Source organism: Shewanella acanthi (genome assembly GCF_019457475.1).
GTDB lineage: Bacteria > Pseudomonadota > Gammaproteobacteria > Enterobacterales > Shewanellaceae > Shewanella > Shewanella acanthi.
In genome coordinates this window covers 1,044,437-1,064,130 of sequence record NZ_CP080413.1, presented here as the reverse complement: position 1 = coordinate 1,064,130, position 19,694 = coordinate 1,044,437, and the positions used below count along the sequence as shown (strand labels likewise).

Sequence of the window (19,694 nt, the reverse complement as noted above, 5' to 3'; positions counted from 1 at the left end):
CTTAAGCAGGACGGTTAAGTAATACTACCGCTTCAACTGCAATACCTTCCTTACGGCCAGTAAAGCCTAGCTTTTCAGTGGTGGTGGCTTTGACGTTAATATCGTCGATATCCGAAGTGAGATCCGCCGCCAACACGTGACGCATCGCCTCAATATGCGGTGCCATTTTTGGTGCTTGGGCAATAATGGTCACATCAAGATTGCCTAGCTCATAGCCTTTTGCTCTGGCAAGTGCATAGCAGTGACGCAGTAAGACTCGGCTGTCAGCGCCTTTATAGGCAACATCGGTATCTGGGAAATGCTTACCGATATCGCCTAGGGCAAGTGCCCCTAAAATCGCATCGGAAATGGCATGCAGTACCACATCGCCGTCTGAATGCGCCACTAGACCTGTCTCATAGGGGACTTCTACACCGCACAGAATGAGTGGGCGGTTTTCACCAAATTTATGGACATCAAAACCATGACCAATTCGGATTTTCATCTTGTATTTCCTAACTGTTACATTGCGCTACGGACATAACCATTATTTGGTTTGGGCGCGCATTAAAAAGAGTTCAGCCAATTCAAGATCATCGGGATGAGTAACCTTGATATTGTCGGCACGGCCTGCCACTAATCCGGGTGAAATCCCCGCCCATTCCATCGCCGAAGCCTCGTCGGTGACAACTGCACCGGCAGCTAACGCTCCCTCTAGGTGTAATTTAAGCACCGCAGTCGGAAATAACTGCGGTGTTAACGCATGCCAAAGATTGTCACGGCACACTGTTGTTTGAATTTCCCCTGCACCGTTCGAGCGCTTCATGGTGTCCCTCACTGGCATAGCCAAAATAGCGCCTTGGGGAAACTGCGATCTCGATGTGAGCAGCTTGTCGATATCAGTTACGGCCAAGCAGGGTCTTGCCGCATCGTGAACCAAGGCCCAGGAATCCACAGGCGCCTTAGCGAGTGCCGCTAATACCGAATCGGCACGCTCCCCACCACCAATCACTGTGGTTAATTTTGGATGACTAGCCTGAGGTAAAGAGGCGAAAATGTCATCCTCAGGATGCAAAGCCACAATCACCAGGGAAATCTGCTGGTGTGATAATAATTTGTCTAAGGTGTGGGCCAGAATACTTTGACCCAAGAGCTCCAAATACTGTTTAGGCTTGCTAGCCCCCATACGACTGCCGATGCCCGCAGCGGGAACAATAGCAACGACAGAAGCAAGAACTGATTCTGATTGATGACTCGACTCGGCATTCGATTGCGGCGCAACCGCTAAAATACTATCCATAGTTGCCCTTTACTGTGCCTGACTCGGAGCGGAACGCTCACCACCGACCACACGGTAGAAGGTCTCGCCCTCTTTGACCATGCCAAGCTCGTTACGAGCCCGCTCCTCAATCGCTTCAGTACCGCTCTTGAGGTCAATAATCTCTTCTTTGAGTACTTGATTGCGTTCATCAAGCTTGGCGTTCCCCTCCTGCTGGGCGGCAATCTGTTTTTGTAGCACAAAGTATTCGGGCAGGCTGTTATCACCCGTCCATAGGCGGTATTGCAGTAAACCGAGTAACACAACCAATGCAAGTACAAAAAATTTCATGGCGGAATCAAGTCAGTAATGGGATTAACAATATATAGCGCAGATAGTACAACAAAAAAGGCCACCGAGTGGTGGCCTTTTTACATCGAAAGGCTAAATTACGCCTGACCTTTGATTTCTTTCAAACCGCGGTAAGGGGCTTTTTCACCTAATTGCTCTTCGATACGCAGCAATTGGTTGTACTTAGCAACACGGTCAGAACGGCACAGTGAACCCGTTTTAATTTGGCCTGCCGCAGTACCTACCGCTAAATCAGCGATTGTGGCGTCTTCGGTTTCACCACTGCGGTGAGAAATAACGGCAGTGTAACCCGCCGCTTTTGCCATGCGGATAGCGGCTAAAGTTTCAGTTAATGAACCAATTTGGTTGAACTTGATCAGGATTGAGTTAGCAATGCCATTCTCAATACCACGGGTTAAAATCTTAGTGTTAGTAACGAACAAATCGTCGCCCACTAATTGGATTTTGTCGCCCATGAGCTTAGTTTGGTATGCCCAGCCATCCCAATCTGACTCATCCAGACCGTCTTCGATAGATACGATTGGATATTGCTCAGTTAAAGATTTCAGGAAGTCAGAGAAACCGTTTGAGTCGAAAACTTTGCCTTCGCCAGACAAGTCATATTTACCGTCTTTGTAGAACTCGGAAGCGGCACAGTCCAGTGCCAGCGTCACATCGGTGCCCAGCTTGTAACCTGCTAATTCAACAGCTTCTTTGATTACCGCTAATGCATCAGCGTTTGAAGACAGATTTGGTGCGAAACCACCTTCGTCACCCACTGATGTGCTTAGACCTTTACCGTGCAACACTTTCTTCAGCGAATGGAAAATTTCTGCCCCCATACGCAGTGCTTCACGGAAAGACTTAGCGCTAACCGGTTGCACCATGAACTCTTGGATATCCACGTTGTTATCCGCGTGTTCACCACCGTTTAGGATGTTCATCATTGGCACTGGCATAGTATATTGGCCAGGGGTACCGTTTAACTCAGCGATGTGTGCGTATAATGGGATACCCTTTGATGCAGCAGCTGCTTTAGCCGCAGCTAAAGACACAGCCAGAATCGCGTTTGCGCCTAACTTGTCTTTGTTTTCAGTACCGTCTAAATCAATCATGATCTGATCAAGCTCTGCTTGAGCAGTCGCATCTTTACCCACTAATGCAGTGCGGATTGGACCGTTAACGTTAGCAACCGCCGTTAATACACCTTTACCTAAGTAACGGCTCTTGTCGCCATCACGCAGCTCGAGCGCTTCACGGCTACCAGTTGATGCTCCAGACGGTGCAGCAGCCATACCCACAAAACCGCCTTCTAAATGTACTTCGGCTTCAACAGTTGGGTTACCACGAGAATCCATGATCTCGCGACCAATCACGTTAATAATCTTAGCCATATTACCCTCGATTTAAGTTTAAAAAGAAAAGAAAAACCAATACCTATCGGAATGAACGAATGTAGAGCACGACTAAAATGTTTAATTCCATTTACCTATTCCCACTAAACGTCCGGCGTTTATTCCCATGGGTATGAGTTCTTAGTGTTAATTGAGAGGCGCGAGTGTAACAAAAGGCCGGCTCCAATGTCTTGGGGCCGGCCTCAAATATTACTTATTCAGGTCACGTTTTTGGTGAGCACTTGCTGCGGCAACGAAACCTTCGAATAATGGATGACCATCACGTGGTGTTGAGGTGAATTCTGGGTGGAATTGACCAGCAACAAACCATGGGTGATCTTTAATTTCGATCATCTCAACCAGTTTGCGATCTGAAGATAAACCGCTGAACACAAGACCCGCTTGTTCTAAACGCTCTTTGTATTTGTTGTTCACTTCATAACGGTGACGGTGACGCTCAACACAAGTATTACCTTTGTAAGCAATCGCCGCTTTAGAGCCTTCTAGCAGATGGCATAACTGCGCGCCTAAACGCATAGTGCCGCCTAAGTCAGATGCTTCATGGCGTTGCTCTAAGTTACCTTCTTCGTCAACCCACTCAGTGATTAAGCCAACCACAGGGAATGGTGTTTCTTTATTGAATTCAGTTGAGTGCGCATCAGTCATGCCAGCAACGTGACGGGCAAATTCGATTAACGCCACTTGCATACCCAAACAGATACCGAAGTATGGCAGTTTGTTTTCACGGGCGTATTTAGCAGCAAGAATCTTACCTTCAACACCGCGCTCACCAAAACCACCTGGCACTAAGATACCGTCTAAGCCTTCAAGCACTTCATCGCCTTTCGCTTCAACGGTTTGTGAATCGATGTACTTGATGGTCACAGACACACGGTTCTTAAGACCCGCGTGTTTTAATGCTTCGTTAACAGACTTATAAGCATCGGGTAATTCAATGTATTTACCTACCATACCGATGACAACTTCACCGTTTGGATTGGCTTCTTGGTAAATCACGTTTTCCCACTCGGACAGATCGGCTTCACGGCAATCTAAACCGAAACGCTTACACACTAGCTCATCTAAGCCCTGTGAGCGCAGCAACGCTGGGATCTTATAGATGCTGTCTACGTCTTTCAGAGAGATAACTGCACGTTCTTCAACGTTACAGAATAACGAAATCTTAGCGCGCTCATTTGCTGGGATTGCGCGGTCACCACGGCAGATCAATACGTCTGGCGCAATACCGATTGAACGTAATTCTTTAACAGAATGCTGAGTTGGCTTAGTTTTAACTTCGCCAGCAGCGCCTAGGAATGGCACTAAGGTTAAATGCATAAACAGGGTACGATCACGGCCTAGCTCAACACCTAATTGGCGGATTGACTCTAAGAAAGGCAATGATTCGATATCCCCCACAGTACCGCCGATTTCAACAATAGCCACATCGTGACCTTCGCCGCCGGCAATCACTTTTTCTTTAATCGCGTTAGTGATGTGTGGGATCACCTGAATGGTGGCACCTAAGTAGTCACCACGGCGCTCTTTACGCAACACTTCCTCGTAGATACGACCGGTTGTGAAGTTGTTACGACGGTTCATCTTTGTGCGGATGAAACGCTCATAGTGGCCTAAGTCTAAGTCTGTTTCTGCACCGTCCTCAGTCACAAACACTTCACCATGTTGCGTTGGGCTCATGGTACCTGGATCAACGTTAATGTATGGGTCCAGTTTCATAATGGTTACATTGAGACCACGGGCCTCTAAAATTGCGGCTAATGAAGCGGCTGCAATGCCTTTACCTAGTGATGAAACCACGCCACCAGTAACGAAGATATACCTTGTAGTCATGCTGAACCTGAGAAAATGAGTTTGAAAATACGTGCTTGTAAGAAAGCACTAGGACGGGGCAGTAGTATACCAAAGCTGGCGCCATTCGACAAACACCAATCCCGATATTTTGCCCTTTATCTTGGCTCAATAAGCTTTACGCGTTCCCAAAAACCGTCTAATTCCTCAAGGGAATACTCATCGAGCGCCTTACCATTTTCAAAGGCAAGCGTCTCCACGCCCTTAAAACGGCGCTCAAATTTTAGGTTAGCTTGGCGTAATGCTTGCTCGGGCTCCAGTTTTAAATGACGTGCAAGATTCACCACAGCAAACAATAGGTCCCCCATTTCGGCCTGTACTTTCGCTTGGTCGACCTGGGGCTGATTCACCTCATGCAGCACTTCTTCAATCTCTTCTTGAATCTTGGCAACGACAGGTTCAAGCTCTGGCCAATCAAATCCCACACGGGCAACGCGCTGCTGAATTTTGATAGAGCGTGAAAGCGCAGGAAGCGAACGAGGAATATTATCTAAAACAGACACCTGCGATGCTGATTGATATTCCGAATTATCAGCTAAGGCCTTCTGTTCACGCTCGGCCGCTTTTATCGCTTCCCAATTGGCCTTGACTTGCTGACTCGCTGAAGCCCCCTCAAGGGATAACTCACCAAATACATGGGGATGGCGGCGGGTCAGCTTGTCGGTAATTTTATCTATCACAGTGCCAAAATCGAATTTGCCCTGCTCTTTCCCAATCTGACAATAAAATACGATTTGAAACAGCAAATCCCCGAGTTCGTCTGGTAGTTCATCAATGGCCAATCGCTCAATGGTATCGGCCACCTCATAGGCCTCTTCGAGGGTAAAAGGCACTATGGTTTGATAGGTTTGCGCCTTATCCCAGGGACAACCCGTTTTAGGATCGCGCAGCTTCTCCATGATCTTAAGCAGCGGCGCCATATCAATTGAAGTTGTTACTTCAGACTCAAAAGCCCTTAAAGCTAATGGCTCTGAAGGTTTTTTGGGTGAAGTCATTGCTATATCCTTCTCTGCAAAAAGAATGAATAGAAAAAGGCGGCGGCGAAACTCGCCCACCGCCTTTTATTATTTACTTTATTTCAATTCAAATTTACCAGGCCAAAAGCTTAATTTAACGCCCAAAGCTAGAGCCTGCGCGCCTCTATAACGCTATCAACCTGCGACAACTTAGATAGCACACGCGATAAACCATCTAAGTTATACAGCTCAAGTTCAAGCTCGATTGCCGCGGTCTGATTCTTGATATCCGAAGATGAGCTCATGGCTAACACGTTAGATTTCTCTGCGGCCAAAACGGAGGTTAAGTCCCGCAAAAGACCACTGCGATCATGGGCTAATACTCGCAGGCGCATACGATAACCGCCGGAGTAGTTTTCGCCCCAAACCACGTCAACACCACGCTCAGGGTGAACCCGCATCAGCTCTTTGACCTGCTCACAGTCGGAGCGGTGCACCGAAATCCCCCGCCCCTTTGTGATAAAGCCTAAAATCTCATCCCCAGGTACAGGCTGGCAGCAACGGGCAATATGACTCAATAAGTTACCGACGCCATTAACCTCAACCTGACCACGACTGATAGTGCCAGATTTAGCATGGCTCTTTTTAACTAATTCTTCGACCGCATCTTCTTCGCTCGCTTCATCGAGGCGAAGTTTACTTTGAATATGATTAACTACCTGATGCAAACGCACATCACCGCCACCAATCGCGGCTAAAAGGTCATCCATACTCGCCATATTAAAACGTTCAACGGCAATGGCGGCATCTTTAATTTTAAGGCTCACCCGAGCAAGCTCGGTCTCCAGCATCTCCTTACCAGCAATAATATTTTTATCACGGTCCTGCTGTTTAAACCAATGTTGGATTTTAGAGCGCGCCCGGGAGGTGCGGATATAACCTAGGTTAGGGTTTAACCAGTCGCGTTTAGGATTCGGGTGTTTCGAGGTGATAATCTCGATGCGCTCCCCCGTTTCTACCTGATAGGTAAAGGGTACGATACGACCATCGACCTTAGCGCCAATACATTTATGCCCCACTTGGGAATGGATGTAATAGGCAAAGTCAAGCACGGTTGAGCCTAGTGGCAGGTCGACCACCTCACCGCTTGGGGTAAATACATAAACACGGTCTTCAAAGACTTGGCTTCTAACCTCTTCGACCAAGTTACCGCTTTCGACCACATCTTCCTGCCACTGCAGAATTTTACGCAGCCAATTGATTTTTTCTTCGTAACCGCTCTGTTTACCAGAATGATTACCTTCCTTGTATTTCCAGTGGGCAGCAACCCCAAGCTCTGCATCCTCATGCATATCTTGGGTACGAATTTGGATTTCGACGGTTTTGCCCTCTGGCCCCACTACAACGGTATGAATGGACTGATAACCATTAGGTTTAGGGTTAGCGACATAGTCGTCAAACTCACGGGGAATATGGTGCCAAAGGGTGTGCACCACACCCAGCGCACCGTAGCAATCCTGCAGACGCTCGGTCACAATCCGTACTGCTCGCACATCAAACAGCTCATCGAATTTGAGGTGTTTACCCTTCATCTTACGCCAAATGCTGTAGATGTGTTTAGGGCGGCCATATACTTTGGCACGAATATGATCTTCATCGAGGCGTTGCTGTAACTGATTAACGAACTTTTCAATAAAGACTTCGCGATCTAAGCGCTTGCCATCTAATTGTTTCGCAATGTCCTTATAGATATCTGGGTGTAAATAGCGGAAGGAAATATCCTCTAATTCCCACTTTAATTGCCCGATACCTAAACGGTTGGCCAGCGGCGCATATATATCAGCGATTTCGCGCGCAAGCAGTACCCGCGTTTCTTCATCGGCATTTTTCACCGCCCGTAGCAAACACACCCTTTCGGCAAGTTTAATTACCACAGCGCGCACATCTTCAACCATCGCCAGCAGCATTCGGCGGATATTATCGATTTGCGGCTCGGTGGAGCGGCTATTGGGATTGATTTTTAAGGCACCGATCGCATCCATGGTGACAACGCTTGCAACCAAACGGGCAAGTGGCTCACCGAATTTCTCTTGGATGACTTCTTCAGTTAACAGGCCTTCTTCAAACACCACAAACAAGATAGCAGCCTGAAGCGTTTCAAGGTCCATATTTAAGGGCGCAAGAATTTCAATCATCTCGCGGGCGCGTTCTAGGAGTTCTCTTTTCGCAGCGGGGCTCTTTGCCGGCAACGCATCAACCTCTGCAATCAACGCAAGTAAGGTTTGTGCATCTTCGGCCTGACTAACATAGCGAGCCACCCAATCTTCAATATGAAAATCGGGATCATTAAAGTGCGCTTCGCGAACAGAGACCATCTTAATAAATTTCCTTTTATGTGCTCAAAAAGAGTGGCACCACATCGATTATCCAATCATCAGCATTGATACGAGCTTGTCAAACCCATTACGCTCAATAATGGTAATTTTTACGTTATTCAAACGCTTTGCTTACTTTCCACCTCAGTACGCCATGCCTTAAGTCATGACTTAGACCACAGTACCTATGAAAGCTACGCAATTACGCCGTTATTTGCTCAGTTCAAATAATGCCATCGCTTCAATGTGATGGGTCTGCGGGAACATATCAATTAAACCTAGCTTTTGTAACTTGTAACCCCGATCCAACAACACAGCACTGTCACGGGCAAGACTGGCAGGATTACAGGACACGTAAACTACGCTACGCGGTTTCATTTTTTTCAGCCACTGTAAACTCTCAAATGCACCAGCACGGGCAGGGTCGAGCAATAATTTATCAATCTTACCCAGCCAAGGCTCAGCGGATAAATCGGAACTTAAGTCGGCGTGAAAGAAGGTTAACGTGTTTAAACCATTAGCTTTCGCATTAACCCGGGCTTGACTCACCATGTCTGCTACGCCCTCAACCCCAATCACATCGGCGCCCATTTGGGCTAATGGCAGACTGAAATTACCCATACCACAGAACAGATCGAGGATACGCTCGCCCTTGATAGGATTTAACCACGCCATCGCCTGCTCAACCATCGCCTTGTTAATCTCGGCATTCACTTGCACGAAGTTTCCTGGTGTGAATTGAAGTGTCACGGCTTGCTCAGGTTGAGCCCCATCCGTATCTAGCAACTGATATTCAGGCATCACTAAGGTATCGTTAGTCTCACCACGCACGCCGTGGAAGACACCTTCGTTATCCTGTAAACAGATACGAATATCATGCTGCTCGGCAAATTGGCCAAGCTTAGCAATATCTTTACCGTTTAATGGCTTAGTAATACGAAGCACCGCAAAATGGCCATTATCGGCATCAATAAGTTCTAAGTGACCAAGGCTTGATTTAGCCGCTAATTGATTGAGCAATTTGGCAAAAGGCGTGATTAAATCCGATAGCGGTTTGGCAAGCACCAAACATTGGCTAATTGGCACGACTTTACTGCTTGCTGATGCACGAAAACCAAGGCTTAACTGCTTAGTGTTTTTATCGAAAAGCGTCGCTAATCTTGCTCGGCGACGATAATGCCACCCCTCACTGGCTAGTGCTGGAGCCAAGTTACCTTCGGCACCGGCAAATTTAGCCATGATATCAACAAGCGCTGCGGATTTGTGCTCACGCTGCCCATCTAGCGACATATGCTGTAAGTCACAACCACCGCAGGAGTGATAATGGGGGCAAAGGGGCTCGACCCTTTCTGCACTTTTTGTTTCGACTTTAATTAATTTAGCGCGAGCATAATTCTTTTTCTGTTCAACCAATTGGGCCTGCACGGTTTCATTAGGCAGGGCACCTGGGATAAACACGACTTTACCCTCATGTTGTGCTATACCTGCCCCTAAATGATCAAGTTGCGTCACATTGAATGACTGCTTGGCGGACAACTGTTTGGAACTGTTTGGTTTTGCTTTAAAAAATTGTGCCATTTCGGCCTCTAACTCAATAAAAAACTGGTAAAGACCGCCTTGTTTCTGGCAGTCTTATATCATTAACTACGTCCCTAGATCTTAGGAAACCGCATAGCTTTATGAACCCAGTCAACAACATGACCAAATACAGCTTACGTTCCTGGGTTCTAGTACTGGCGCTCGCGCCGACGATCTTAGTCGGTATTCTACTTGGTAGCTACTTTACCATAAATCGCTTCTATGAACTCGAAGATACCTTGATTGAACAAGGAAGTAATATTATCGAGCCCTTGGCGATTGCCAGTGAAGTGGGACTGGTCGCCAATAATAGAGAAGCTACAAAACGGCTACTTGCTGCAGCGCAATTAAGCAAATCTCCGCTCGTTAAGTCCATCGCCATTTTTGACATTAAAAATCAGCTATTTGTTACCTCGCATTACCACAAAGATTTCGAAATCATGCGCTACAAAGAGGCGCTTAATAACCTGCATAAAACCGAAATTGAACATGTTGGCGACAGTTTAATTTTACGTTCTCCCATTTTTGCCAATATCCCCCCCAAGGGAGCTGCCCCCGTCAATTACGATATTCAAACCGATAATGGTGAAATGCTGGGGTATATTTCTATTATCATCAATAAAGAAAAGGCACTACTGGAACAACATAGAGTTGCTGTAGCAGCCTTTATTATTGTGTTGATCGGTGTGCAATTAAACTTGCTGTTCACCTTCCGCTTAGTAAAAAACGTCACCCAGCCCATCACAGAAATGGTGCGCGTGGTGGCGAAAATCCGTGAGGGGAAGCTTGATGCCAGACTCGATGGCAATCTGATTGGTGAACTGGATCTGCTTAAGCGGGGGATTAATGCGATGGCAAGTTCCCTGTCGGAATATCACGATGAAATGCAACAAAATATCGACCAAGCGACCTCGGATCTGCGGGAAACCTTGGAGCAAATTGAAATTCAAAACGTAGAGTTAGATCTTGCGAAAAAGCGCGCCCTAGAAGCCAGTCGAATTAAATCTGAGTTCTTGGCCAATATGTCCCACGAACTTCGCACCCCGCTCAATGGGGTGATAGGTTTTGCACGCCAGTTAGTGAAAACCCCCCTTCATTCGAGCCAAATCGACTACATCAACACCATTGAACGTAGCGCCAATAACCTGCTAGCTATCATCAACGACATTTTAGACTTCTCAAAACTCGAAGCGGGCAAAATGGTGCTTGAGAATATGCCCTTCGGTTTGAGGGAAACATTAAGTGAAACCATTACTCTCATCTCAGGCAGCGCCCAAAACAAAGGACTTGAACTGGTTATCGATATTGCCCCCAATGTGCCCGATAACGTCAATGGCGATGCTATTCGAGTGTGTCAGATCATCAATAACCTCGTCGGAAACGCCATTAAGTTTACCGATGCAGGCAGCGTACTGGTGAAATTAGATTTACAGGCCCAATCCGATGAAGAAGTCGTGCTGCGCTGCGATATTGTCGATACCGGGATTGGTATCGATGACAATCAACAGGATTATTTGTTCCAAGCTTTCGGTCAGGCCGACTCTTCTATTTCCCGTCGATTCGGTGGCACAGGCCTTGGGCTTGTCATTACCAAACGCTTAGTGAACCAGATGGGTGGACAGATTGGTTTTACCTCCACCGTGGGCAAAGGCTCTAACTTCTGGTTTACCCTGCCTTTAGGCCTTGGACAATTCCAAATTGGTGACTCACTCCCCCTTGAAAAACTCAAGGACAAGAGCGTTCTATTCTATGAACCTAGGGTACTTTCCCATTCGGTTTTGAGTCGTCAACTGAACCTTTGGGAAACTAAAGTTACCCACCATCAGCATATTGCCAATCTGCTGACCACCTTGGCTACCACAGAAAATGTTTACAACTATATGCTGATAAGTTGCCATGGATTTAATGATATCAATCAATTGATCAGCACCCTGAATCTTGCTAAGCAAAAAACAGAATGCCTTATTGTACTATTTGATTGTCAGCAACAAGAGGCTTTGCAATTTATTCGCCCTAACGCCGACGTGGTGATTAACTTACCCGTAGGAGAGCACCAACTCGCACGAAACATGCTCTATCCACCGATGGATTATGGCATTACACCTGCCGCCACTCTTCTACCTCCATCAGAGCGTATCCCAATCCATGTGTTGGCTGTCGATGACAACTTTGCCAACCTAAAACTCATCGACACTCTACTTAATGAACTAGTGACAAATGTTACCGCGGTAAACAGCGGTGAAGAAGCGATCAAACAAGCTAAGGAACACAACTTCGATCTGATTTTTATGGATATTCAAATGCCGGGTACCGACGGCATCAGTGCAACGAAAAAAATCCGTCAAGATTCAATCAATCGAAATACCCCTATTATTGCCGTCACCGCCCACGCCATTGCTGAGGAACGTGAACTGATTCTGGGAAGTGGCATGGATGGTTATTTGCCAAAACCTATCGATGAAGATGCGTTAAAGGATGTTATCCATCGCTGGGTCACTAAACCTAAATTTACCCATTTTGATCTACATACTCTGAATTGGGAACTCTGCCTCAGCCAAGCCAATAATAAACAAGATTTGGCACTGGATATGTTGCAAATGCTCATTAACTCGCTGCCACAAACGGTTGAAACAATCGAAACCGCGTTAGCTCGAAGCGATCATCAAGGCATGCTCAATATTATTCATAAACTTCATGGCGCAAGCTGCTACTGTGGTGTCCCAACAACTCAACGTCTGTGCCAAGAAATTGAGTTAGCATTAAAGCGTAATGGGCGTGTTGAAGATCTCGAACCTGAAATACTAGAGTTACTTGATGAGTTAACTAAGGTAGAATCGGCGGCAAAACAAGTGCTATCCCAGCTATCAGCGGAAATAACAAATGACTAAAAAAACGGGCTTTTTTAAGCGGTTAAAGGCGTTAGAATTACCTCAAAAGAAACTCTTCGCCATCGCCCTTTGTCAACGCATGTTACCTAACTATCAACTGTTTTCAGAGGTTTGTGAGTTTGGTGACCCAACGGTATTAAGCACAGTGCTTGAGCTTTTATGGCAATCCCAGTACGACATTAAGCTTAAATTTAATATCGATGTCCATCTGCAACGTCTAGAGGATAACACCCCAGAACCCGCAGACTTTGACTCCTACGGTGTATACCCTGCTATGGATGCTGTTGTAGCACTTTCAACCTTACTCGGTGCTATACAAGGGGACATTGAGGAAGATATCACTAACATCAGTAAGTTATCCTCAAGCACTGTGGCTAATTACATTGAAACAATCTGTGATGTTGAACTCACCGATGAAGCATTAGATGACTTTGTGTTCTCCCATGAAGTCATGGAAGAAGAGCGCGAGCTGCAAAACTCCCTCTTAGAAATCATTGAAGAAAATCCCAAAATTACTGCAGAGCTTGTGAAAGGCCTACGTAAGGATTTAATTGCAGCCGGTGTGTCGAATATTGGCATCAGCATGGCCTAATTTAACGGTCCAATATTAACGGCCTAAAGCGAACACTATGAACATGAGTGGCGGAGTTTTCCGCCACTGAACACAATTCCTTCCTTTCACTCCTGATAAAGACTGTAATCATTGGGATAGATTTCAGAACGATACTGTGTTTTAAACTTTAAAAACCGCCAAACTACGACCATAGCTTAATAGCTTCTCATGGCCAAACTGTGTTAATTTGCTGTAAATACAGCGCAATAACTCCTATTGTTGTCGATTACAGTATCAGCTAGCCGAGCATAAAAGGATGAGTGAGGGCATGACGATATTAACCCCTCTGTTTGCCGTCTTCGGGATCATGTTATTGGGCGCCCTTGTCCAAAGACTAAAATTACTCCCAGCGGACACCGACCATATATTAAATCAGTATGTTTACTATATTGCTTTCCCTGCCATATTACTGATTTCATTAGCCAGACAACCCTTAGATGAAATCCTACAGTGGGGATTTATTGGTGGTTATGGTATTGGGTTAATTATTGTCTACCTGATTTGCTTTGGGTTGTCCTTAGCCGTTGAACCTAAAAAAACTGGCATCGCCGCGATCAGGGCGCTAAATACCACCTTTGGCAATACCGCCTTTATTGGTATACCGCTGTTAATCATTCTGTTTCCTGGCAAACAAAGTGCTCTTGTAGCGGCGGCCATCGCAAGCTTACTTTCGGTGTTGATGTTCGCCGTCGCCTTAGTGAGTTTAGAATTAGCCACTAACAGCCAAAGAAAACATTCTGCGCCTGTTATCATGTTACTAGCTGTGAGTAAAAACCCTATTGTTTTAGGCTGCTTAATAGGCGTCATGATTTCAGCGCTAGGTATCACACTACCAGACAGTGTCGTAATGATGACGCAGCAAATTGGCAATACTTCCAGCCCATGTGCATTGTTTGCCATAGGCATGGTGCTCGCTAAGGCCATGCGCTATCAGAAAGATTCCCCGCTCCTTAACGCAAAACAGCTACTCGAACTTAGCCTGATTAACTTTCTGAAGCTGTTTTTGCTGCCACTACTGGTTTATCTCTTGCTCAAGACCTTCGGTGTCAGCGGCGATTACCTGATGATGGGTGTGATTTTAAGCGCTCTCCCCACTGCGGCAAGTGTGTATCTGCTCGCCCAACGATACGACACCAAAGCATCCAGTAGTGCACAGGGCATACTTTTTGGCACCCTAGTCAGTTTTATAAGCTTACCCCTTCTCGATGAATTAATAAAAAAACTAGCGTAAACATATTGTTGTGATTTTATATTTCATGGACTGATGATTATTCGCCAGCCCCACTTTACTGTATATAAATTCAGTATATACTGTTTATCAATACAGTGGTTTGGTATATTTTTCGACAGGAATGCACTATGCTTTGCCAACTCAGCATCAATAACTTCGCTATCGTACGTTTTCTCGAGCTGGATTTCCGTCCCGGCATGACCAGTATTACGGGTGAAACCGGCGCGGGTAAATCTATTGCCATCGACGCCTTAGGTTTATGCCTTGGCAATCGAGCCGACGCCAGCAGCGTTAGGCCTGGCGCTAGCAAAACGGAAGTCAGTGCCCGATTCTCTTTAGAGGATGTACCACTGGCTAAACGCTGGTTAGAGGATAACGATCTCGAGCTTGATGAGGAGTGCATACTGCGCCGTACTATTGGCAATGATGGCCGCTCACGCGCCTATATTAACGGTAATCCCGTACCGCTGACCCAACTCAAAATGCTTGGGCAACTATTAGTCGGCATCCACGGTCAACATGCGCACCATGCCATGCTCAAGAGCGAGCATCAACTCACTCTTTTAGACAGTTATGCCAACCATAAAATACTACTTGATACCGTCGCAGCAAGTTACCAGCGCTGTAAACAAATTGAAGCTGAACTGAGACAACTCGAAGCTTCACAGCAGGAGCGCATTGCCCGTAAGCAACTACTGCAATATCAAGTAGAAGAGCTAGATGAGTTCGACCTGAAATTGGGCGAATTCGAGGAGATAGAACAGGAGCATAAACGCTTAGCTAATGGCTCCGAATTAGTGGATACCTGCCAGGCTAGCCTATATCTACTTACCGAAGGTGACGACAGCACGATAGAGTCATTGCTCAATAAGGTCACCTCTCTTACAGATAATCTACAGGAATATGATCCAGCCCTAAGCAATGTCAGCACTATGCTCAATGAGGCCCTTATCCAAGTACAGGAAAGCGCTGGAGAGCTGCAGCATTACTTGAGTAAGTTAGAACTCGACCCAGCGCATTTTGCCTACCTTGAAGAACGTCTATCAAAGGCAATGCAACTGGCTCGTAAGCACCATGTTAGTCCTGAAAAACTGGCTGAACATCACTTAGCATTGAAAACCGAGCTTACAACCCTCGATGACGATGAAACCAAGCTAGAAGAAATTCAGCAACAGGTCGAAGCCAGTAAAGTCAGCTATTTTACAAATGCACAGAAGTTAAGCCAAAGCCGTTCACGTTACGCTAAGGAACTCGATAAGCTTGTAACTCAATCTATCCACGAGTTAAATATGCCTAAGGGCAAGTTCACTATCGAAGTGAGTTTTAATCCTAACGCTATGTCAGTTAATGGCAGTGACCATGTGGAATTTTTAGTAACAACAAACCCAGGTCAACCACTTCAACCTATCTCCCGCGTAGCATCAGGCGGGGAATTGTCGCGTATTGGTTTAGGTATTCAAGTCATTACCGCAAAAAAAGTTTCAACACCGACACTGATTTTTGACGAAGTGGATGTTGGAATTTCAGGTCCTACCGCAGCCGTAGTGGGACGCATGCTGCGTAGCTTAGGGGAGTCTACGCAGGTGCTATGTGTGACTCACTTACCCCAAGTTGCGGGAAATGGTCATCAGCATATGTTTGTTAATAAATTTAACAAGGCGGGTAGTACTGAAACGACAATGATGGCACTCGATAGGGAACAGCGGATCCAAGAACTCGCCAGATTATTGGGCGGAGATACCATCACTAGTAACACCTTAGCCAACGCACGAGAGCTACTACAATAGTAAAATAAGATAAATATCTTACCCCTTGTTCAAATTCACTCTCGAATATTTTCATCGTGTAAACTTGAACAAGGGCATTTTACCTTCTGTCACTATATAAGGTATTTTATAAGCAGCTTTAAATTAATAATGGTATTTTCTGCGAGAACAATTTTAAAACCCGTTTATCCCCTCTTGGCTAACAGCATTTATTTCCAATAATCTATATAATCCATTTTATAATCATACCATCTAATAAATATTTACAATATTCATTAAACAGAAACATTTAGACATCAGTTTCTAATTTTAAAGAATATAAATACCGATAATTATAATAAATATTAAGATGCATAAAATTTACCATTAACTAATACTCTGAATTATATAGATGTATATTTTTATAGATTAATAAAAACTAGAACACATAGCTGATAGCGATAATTAATATTACCGTAAAAAACTTACTCTCCTAAACTTAAATCCCCATCTAGTCAATAGGAGATTGACATGTCATTCCAGCATATTCTTGCGGCGGTTGATGACTCAATTCCCCCCAACGCGGTGATTAAAAAGTCAGTTGTATTAGCCAGGAAATGCCAAGCTTCATTAACCATTTTGAAAGTGAAACGTACCCATAACTTCAATTTAAATCTTTTACTTCATCGAGATAAACCTAGAAATAAAATCAATGGTTCACGCAAACCTATCCTAGCTTACCCTGATAGAAACCAGCCAATTGAAATAAAAGAATGCCAATCTCACTCTATTCACAATGCGGTTGTAAACGAATGCAAACAACTCAAGTATGATCTTGTTATTGTCAGTCATAAATTCTATCCACCCTTTTTCAATGAATTTTTGATTGCCGATGAATGGCAATTGTTAAAATTGGACGATATTCCAGTGATGTTTGTCGATCTCGAGGATTGGCACGAAAATGGTCACATTTTGACAGCACTCGAAATCGACAATGAAAATCTCTCCCACCAAAAGTTTAACGAGACCCTGATTGAAGAAAGTAAATCCATAGCTAATCTATTAGCCAATGATCTTCATTTGATAAACAGTTATTTACCAGACCCATTTTACATGAGTTTTCACCACCATCAGCCCCATAAATTGTTAACAGAAAGGGAAAAGTACAAAGAGAAACTAAATGAGGTCGCACGCGGCTATCATCTAGACCCACGTAATCTCCACGTTGAGGAAGGCCTTCCTGAAGACACGATTTCTGATGAGGCCAAAAGATTAAATGTTAATATGCTGGTGATGGGCAGTGCAGAGCACAAAGGCATATTGAGCACCTTTAAAGGCAATGCCGCGAGAAACTTAATCAACCAGTTAAGAACCGATTTGTTTATTGTTAAACCTAAAGTCCACCATTAATCACCCCATACCAACGCCACAAAGAAGTAAAAAGCCTTTATGTCTCCCATAAAGGCTTTATTGGTGTGTGATAGTTAGGACGACTGGCTATTTAGCTGAAATAGTGAACCAGTAATTGCACACAAATGAAAGCAAATATCCCGGCAAGCACATCATCAATCATGATGCCAAAGCCCCCTTCAACCTTGGCATCGAGCCAGCGAATAGGCCATGGCTTGATGATGTCAAATAGCCGAAACAGTGCAAAGCCGACAACTAACCAAATCACTCCCTTAGGCGCAGCAATCATAGTGATCAGTAGACCGGCCACCTCATCCCAAACGATTGCACCGTGGTCATGCACTCCCATATCCTTTGCCGCTTTATCGCAGATATAAATGCCCGCAAAAATGCTGACCGCAGTCAATAGCAGATACCAAGTTAACGGCAGCGGCGCTAACAACAGATATAAAGGAATGGCCGCAAGCGTGCCGAAGGTACCAGGGGCTTTAGCCGCTAACCCGCTTCCAAAGCCCAGAGCCAGAAAATGGGCCGGATTCTTCAGGGATAAACGCTTAAGTGCAGGGTCTTGAGACAATAACTTCATTTAAATTATAACTTCATTAAAAGTGTTCAAAACCATGGTATGGCGGCGTAAATGGCTCACCGTTTAACAGCAGCCTAAGTTGATTACCGGCACACATTTGCCCCACACGAACAAATTTAGTCCCCGAATGGCTTAAGGCCGTCTCTAAGGCGCCTTTTTGTGCTTCAGGAACGGTAAACAGCAGCTCATAGTCTTCACCACCGGTTAATGCATAACCTAGCGCATGCTCTTCGCTAAGGGTATCTTTCATAGCTTGAGAAAGCGGAATATTCGCCACTTCAACCACAGCGCCGACACCAGAAGCTTTAAGAATATGACCAATATCAGAGATAAAGCCGTCGGATAAATCGATAGCACTGGATGCTAACGAGCGCAGTGACTGACCCGCTAACACTCTGGGTGTTGGACGGTAATGACGATTGATAAGGTATTCTTTATGCTCAGCTCGGGCATGCTGGGTGCCACGGATCAAATCGAGCCCAAGGGCCGAGTCACCCAGTGTGCCAGTGACATAAATCCAATCACCGGCTTTAGCACCATGTCGAGTCAAAGCTTTGCCCTGCGGCACCTGCCCATGGACAGTAATGCTAATTGACCTTGGGCCACGGGTCGTATCACCACCAATGAGTGCAATGCCGTAATATTCCGCCGCCTCAAATAGGCCTTCGCTAAAACCGCTAAGCCATTCTTCATTCACCTCTGGCAGAGTCAGCGCAAGTGTCATCCAAGCAGGCTCTGCGCCCATTGAGGCGAGGTCCGACAGATTAACGGCTAAGGCTTTATAACCTAAGGCTTGTGGCGGAATATCGGGGAAAAAGTGAACATTTTCGACTAAGGTATCGCATGAAATCGCTATCGATTTGTTCTCGGCGGGCTGAACGAGTGCGCAATCGTCACCTATGCTCAGCTTAACATCACGGCGAGACGGGCCGCGGTGGCTAAAAAAACTTTCAATCAGTTGGAATTCTTTCACTGTACAGTTTGGCTCGAGGTTAATCGGCCACCTTTGTTATCAATGAAAAACGGTATCCGAAGATACCGTTTGTCCTTTATTACTTACGTGCAACCAGTTTGTCGAGTAATCCATTAACAAACTTGTGACTTTCATCCGCTCCGAAAGCCTTAGCCAATTCGATTGCCTCGTTGATGGCAACTTTGAAAGGCACATCCTTGCGGAAAGTCAGCTCATAGGCGGCAAGGCGCACAATGGCTTTTTCCACAGGAGACACTTCATCGATTGGGCGATCTAAGTGAGGGATAAACAGTTCATCCAGTTGATTTGTCTTAGTTGCAACGCCTGCAAATAGCTCACGGAAGTAAGCTACATCGACACCGTCGAGACTCTGTTCAGTTAAAAACTCATGCTCGACATCGGCAATATTATTCCCGCTTAGTTGCCATGAATAAATGGCTTGCACGGCTAAACGGCGGGCCTTGCGGCGCTCAGAAGGCTTCATTATT

Annotated in this window: 16 protein-coding genes; 5 read left to right on the top strand and 11 right to left on the bottom strand. The window is 45.5% G+C overall.

Annotated elements, in window-relative coordinates:
• Nucleotide 1 precedes the first annotated feature (1 nt).
• From ispF to rlmD, 8 genes are all read right to left on the bottom strand, one after another.
• Nucleotides 2-484, bottom strand: a complete 483-nt coding sequence (ispF, locus tag K0H61_RS04710; RefSeq protein WP_220051598.1) for a 2-C-methyl-D-erythritol 2,4-cyclodiphosphate synthase — start codon at nucleotides 482-484, stop codon at nucleotides 2-4.
• Between the two features lie 42 nt (nucleotides 485-526).
• Nucleotides 527-1,279: a 2-C-methyl-D-erythritol 4-phosphate cytidylyltransferase gene (ispD, locus tag K0H61_RS04705; RefSeq protein WP_220051597.1), complete on the bottom strand. Its 753-nt coding sequence runs from the start codon at nucleotides 1,277-1,279 to the stop codon at nucleotides 527-529.
• 9 nt (nucleotides 1,280-1,288) lie between these two features.
• Nucleotides 1,289-1,588, bottom strand: a complete 300-nt coding sequence (gene ftsB / locus K0H61_RS04700) for a cell division protein FtsB (RefSeq protein ID WP_220051596.1) — start codon at nucleotides 1,586-1,588, stop codon at nucleotides 1,289-1,291.
• 98 nt (nucleotides 1,589-1,686) lie between these two features.
• The gene (gene eno, locus K0H61_RS04695; protein ID WP_220051595.1) at nucleotides 1,687-2,982 is read right to left on the bottom strand and encodes a phosphopyruvate hydratase; all 1,296 of its coding nucleotides are present in this window, start codon (nucleotides 2,980-2,982) and stop codon (nucleotides 1,687-1,689) included.
• 210 nt (nucleotides 2,983-3,192) lie between these two features.
• Complete coding sequence (pyrG, locus tag K0H61_RS04690; protein WP_220051594.1) at nucleotides 3,193-4,833, bottom strand: CTP synthase; 1,641 nt, start codon at nucleotides 4,831-4,833, stop codon at nucleotides 3,193-3,195.
• A 116-nt stretch (nucleotides 4,834-4,949) separates the two neighbouring features.
• Complete coding sequence (mazG, locus tag K0H61_RS04685) at nucleotides 4,950-5,846, bottom strand: nucleoside triphosphate pyrophosphohydrolase (protein ID WP_220051593.1); 897 nt, start codon at nucleotides 5,844-5,846, stop codon at nucleotides 4,950-4,952.
• Between the two features lie 128 nt (nucleotides 5,847-5,974).
• The gene (relA, locus tag K0H61_RS04680; RefSeq protein WP_220051592.1) at nucleotides 5,975-8,182 is read right to left on the bottom strand and encodes a GTP diphosphokinase; all 2,208 of its coding nucleotides are present in this window, start codon (nucleotides 8,180-8,182) and stop codon (nucleotides 5,975-5,977) included.
• Nucleotides 8,183-8,392: 210 nt separating this feature from the next.
• Nucleotides 8,393-9,760, bottom strand: coding sequence for a 23S rRNA (uracil(1939)-C(5))-methyltransferase RlmD (gene rlmD, locus K0H61_RS04675; protein ID WP_220051591.1), 1,368 nt, complete (start codon nucleotides 9,758-9,760; stop codon nucleotides 8,393-8,395).
• A gap of 101 nt (nucleotides 9,761-9,861) precedes the next feature.
• Here rlmD and barA point away from each other — a divergent pair, with 101 nt between their 5' ends.
• From barA to K0H61_RS04650, 5 genes are all read left to right on the top strand, one after another.
• Nucleotides 9,862-12,648, top strand: coding sequence for a two-component sensor histidine kinase BarA (gene barA / locus K0H61_RS04670; protein WP_220051590.1), 2,787 nt, complete (start codon nucleotides 9,862-9,864; stop codon nucleotides 12,646-12,648).
• Nucleotides 12,641-13,240 carry a YjaG family protein gene (locus K0H61_RS04665; protein WP_220051589.1) on the top strand — a complete coding sequence of 200 codons (600 nt, stop codon included), beginning with the start codon at nucleotides 12,641-12,643 and terminating at the stop codon, nucleotides 13,238-13,240. Before barA ends, K0H61_RS04665 begins: the two co-directional genes overlap by 8 nt.
• A gap of 289 nt (nucleotides 13,241-13,529) precedes the next feature.
• The gene (locus K0H61_RS04660) at nucleotides 13,530-14,492 is read left to right on the top strand and encodes an AEC family transporter (protein ID WP_220051588.1); all 963 of its coding nucleotides are present in this window, start codon (nucleotides 13,530-13,532) and stop codon (nucleotides 14,490-14,492) included.
• A gap of 128 nt (nucleotides 14,493-14,620) precedes the next feature.
• The gene (gene recN, locus K0H61_RS04655; protein WP_220051587.1) at nucleotides 14,621-16,279 is read left to right on the top strand and encodes a DNA repair protein RecN; all 1,659 of its coding nucleotides are present in this window, start codon (nucleotides 14,621-14,623) and stop codon (nucleotides 16,277-16,279) included.
• Nucleotides 16,280-16,768: 489 nt separating this feature from the next.
• On the top strand, nucleotides 16,769-17,647 hold the full coding sequence (locus K0H61_RS04650; RefSeq protein WP_220051586.1) for a universal stress protein: 879 nt from the start codon (nucleotides 16,769-16,771) through the stop codon (nucleotides 17,645-17,647).
• Between the two features lie 91 nt (nucleotides 17,648-17,738).
• On the opposite strand, the gene K0H61_RS04645 is transcribed toward K0H61_RS04650, so the two are convergent.
• The 3 genes from K0H61_RS04645 to nusB all read right to left on the bottom strand — a co-directional run bounded on the left by K0H61_RS04645 (nucleotide 17,739) and on the right by nusB (nucleotide 19,690).
• Nucleotides 17,739-18,233 (bottom strand): phosphatidylglycerophosphatase A family protein, encoded by a 495-nt coding sequence (locus K0H61_RS04645; protein ID WP_220051585.1) that lies wholly within the window; start codon nucleotides 18,231-18,233, stop codon nucleotides 17,739-17,741.
• A gap of 16 nt (nucleotides 18,234-18,249) precedes the next feature.
• Entirely contained in the window at nucleotides 18,250-19,206 is a 957-nt protein-coding gene (gene thiL / locus K0H61_RS04640) for a thiamine-phosphate kinase (RefSeq protein WP_220051584.1), read from the bottom strand.
• A 79-nt stretch (nucleotides 19,207-19,285) separates the two neighbouring features.
• A complete protein-coding gene (nusB, locus tag K0H61_RS04635) occupies nucleotides 19,286-19,690 on the bottom strand; it encodes a transcription antitermination factor NusB (protein ID WP_220051583.1) in 405 nt (134 codons plus the stop codon).
• Nucleotides 19,691-19,694 lie beyond the last annotated feature (4 nt).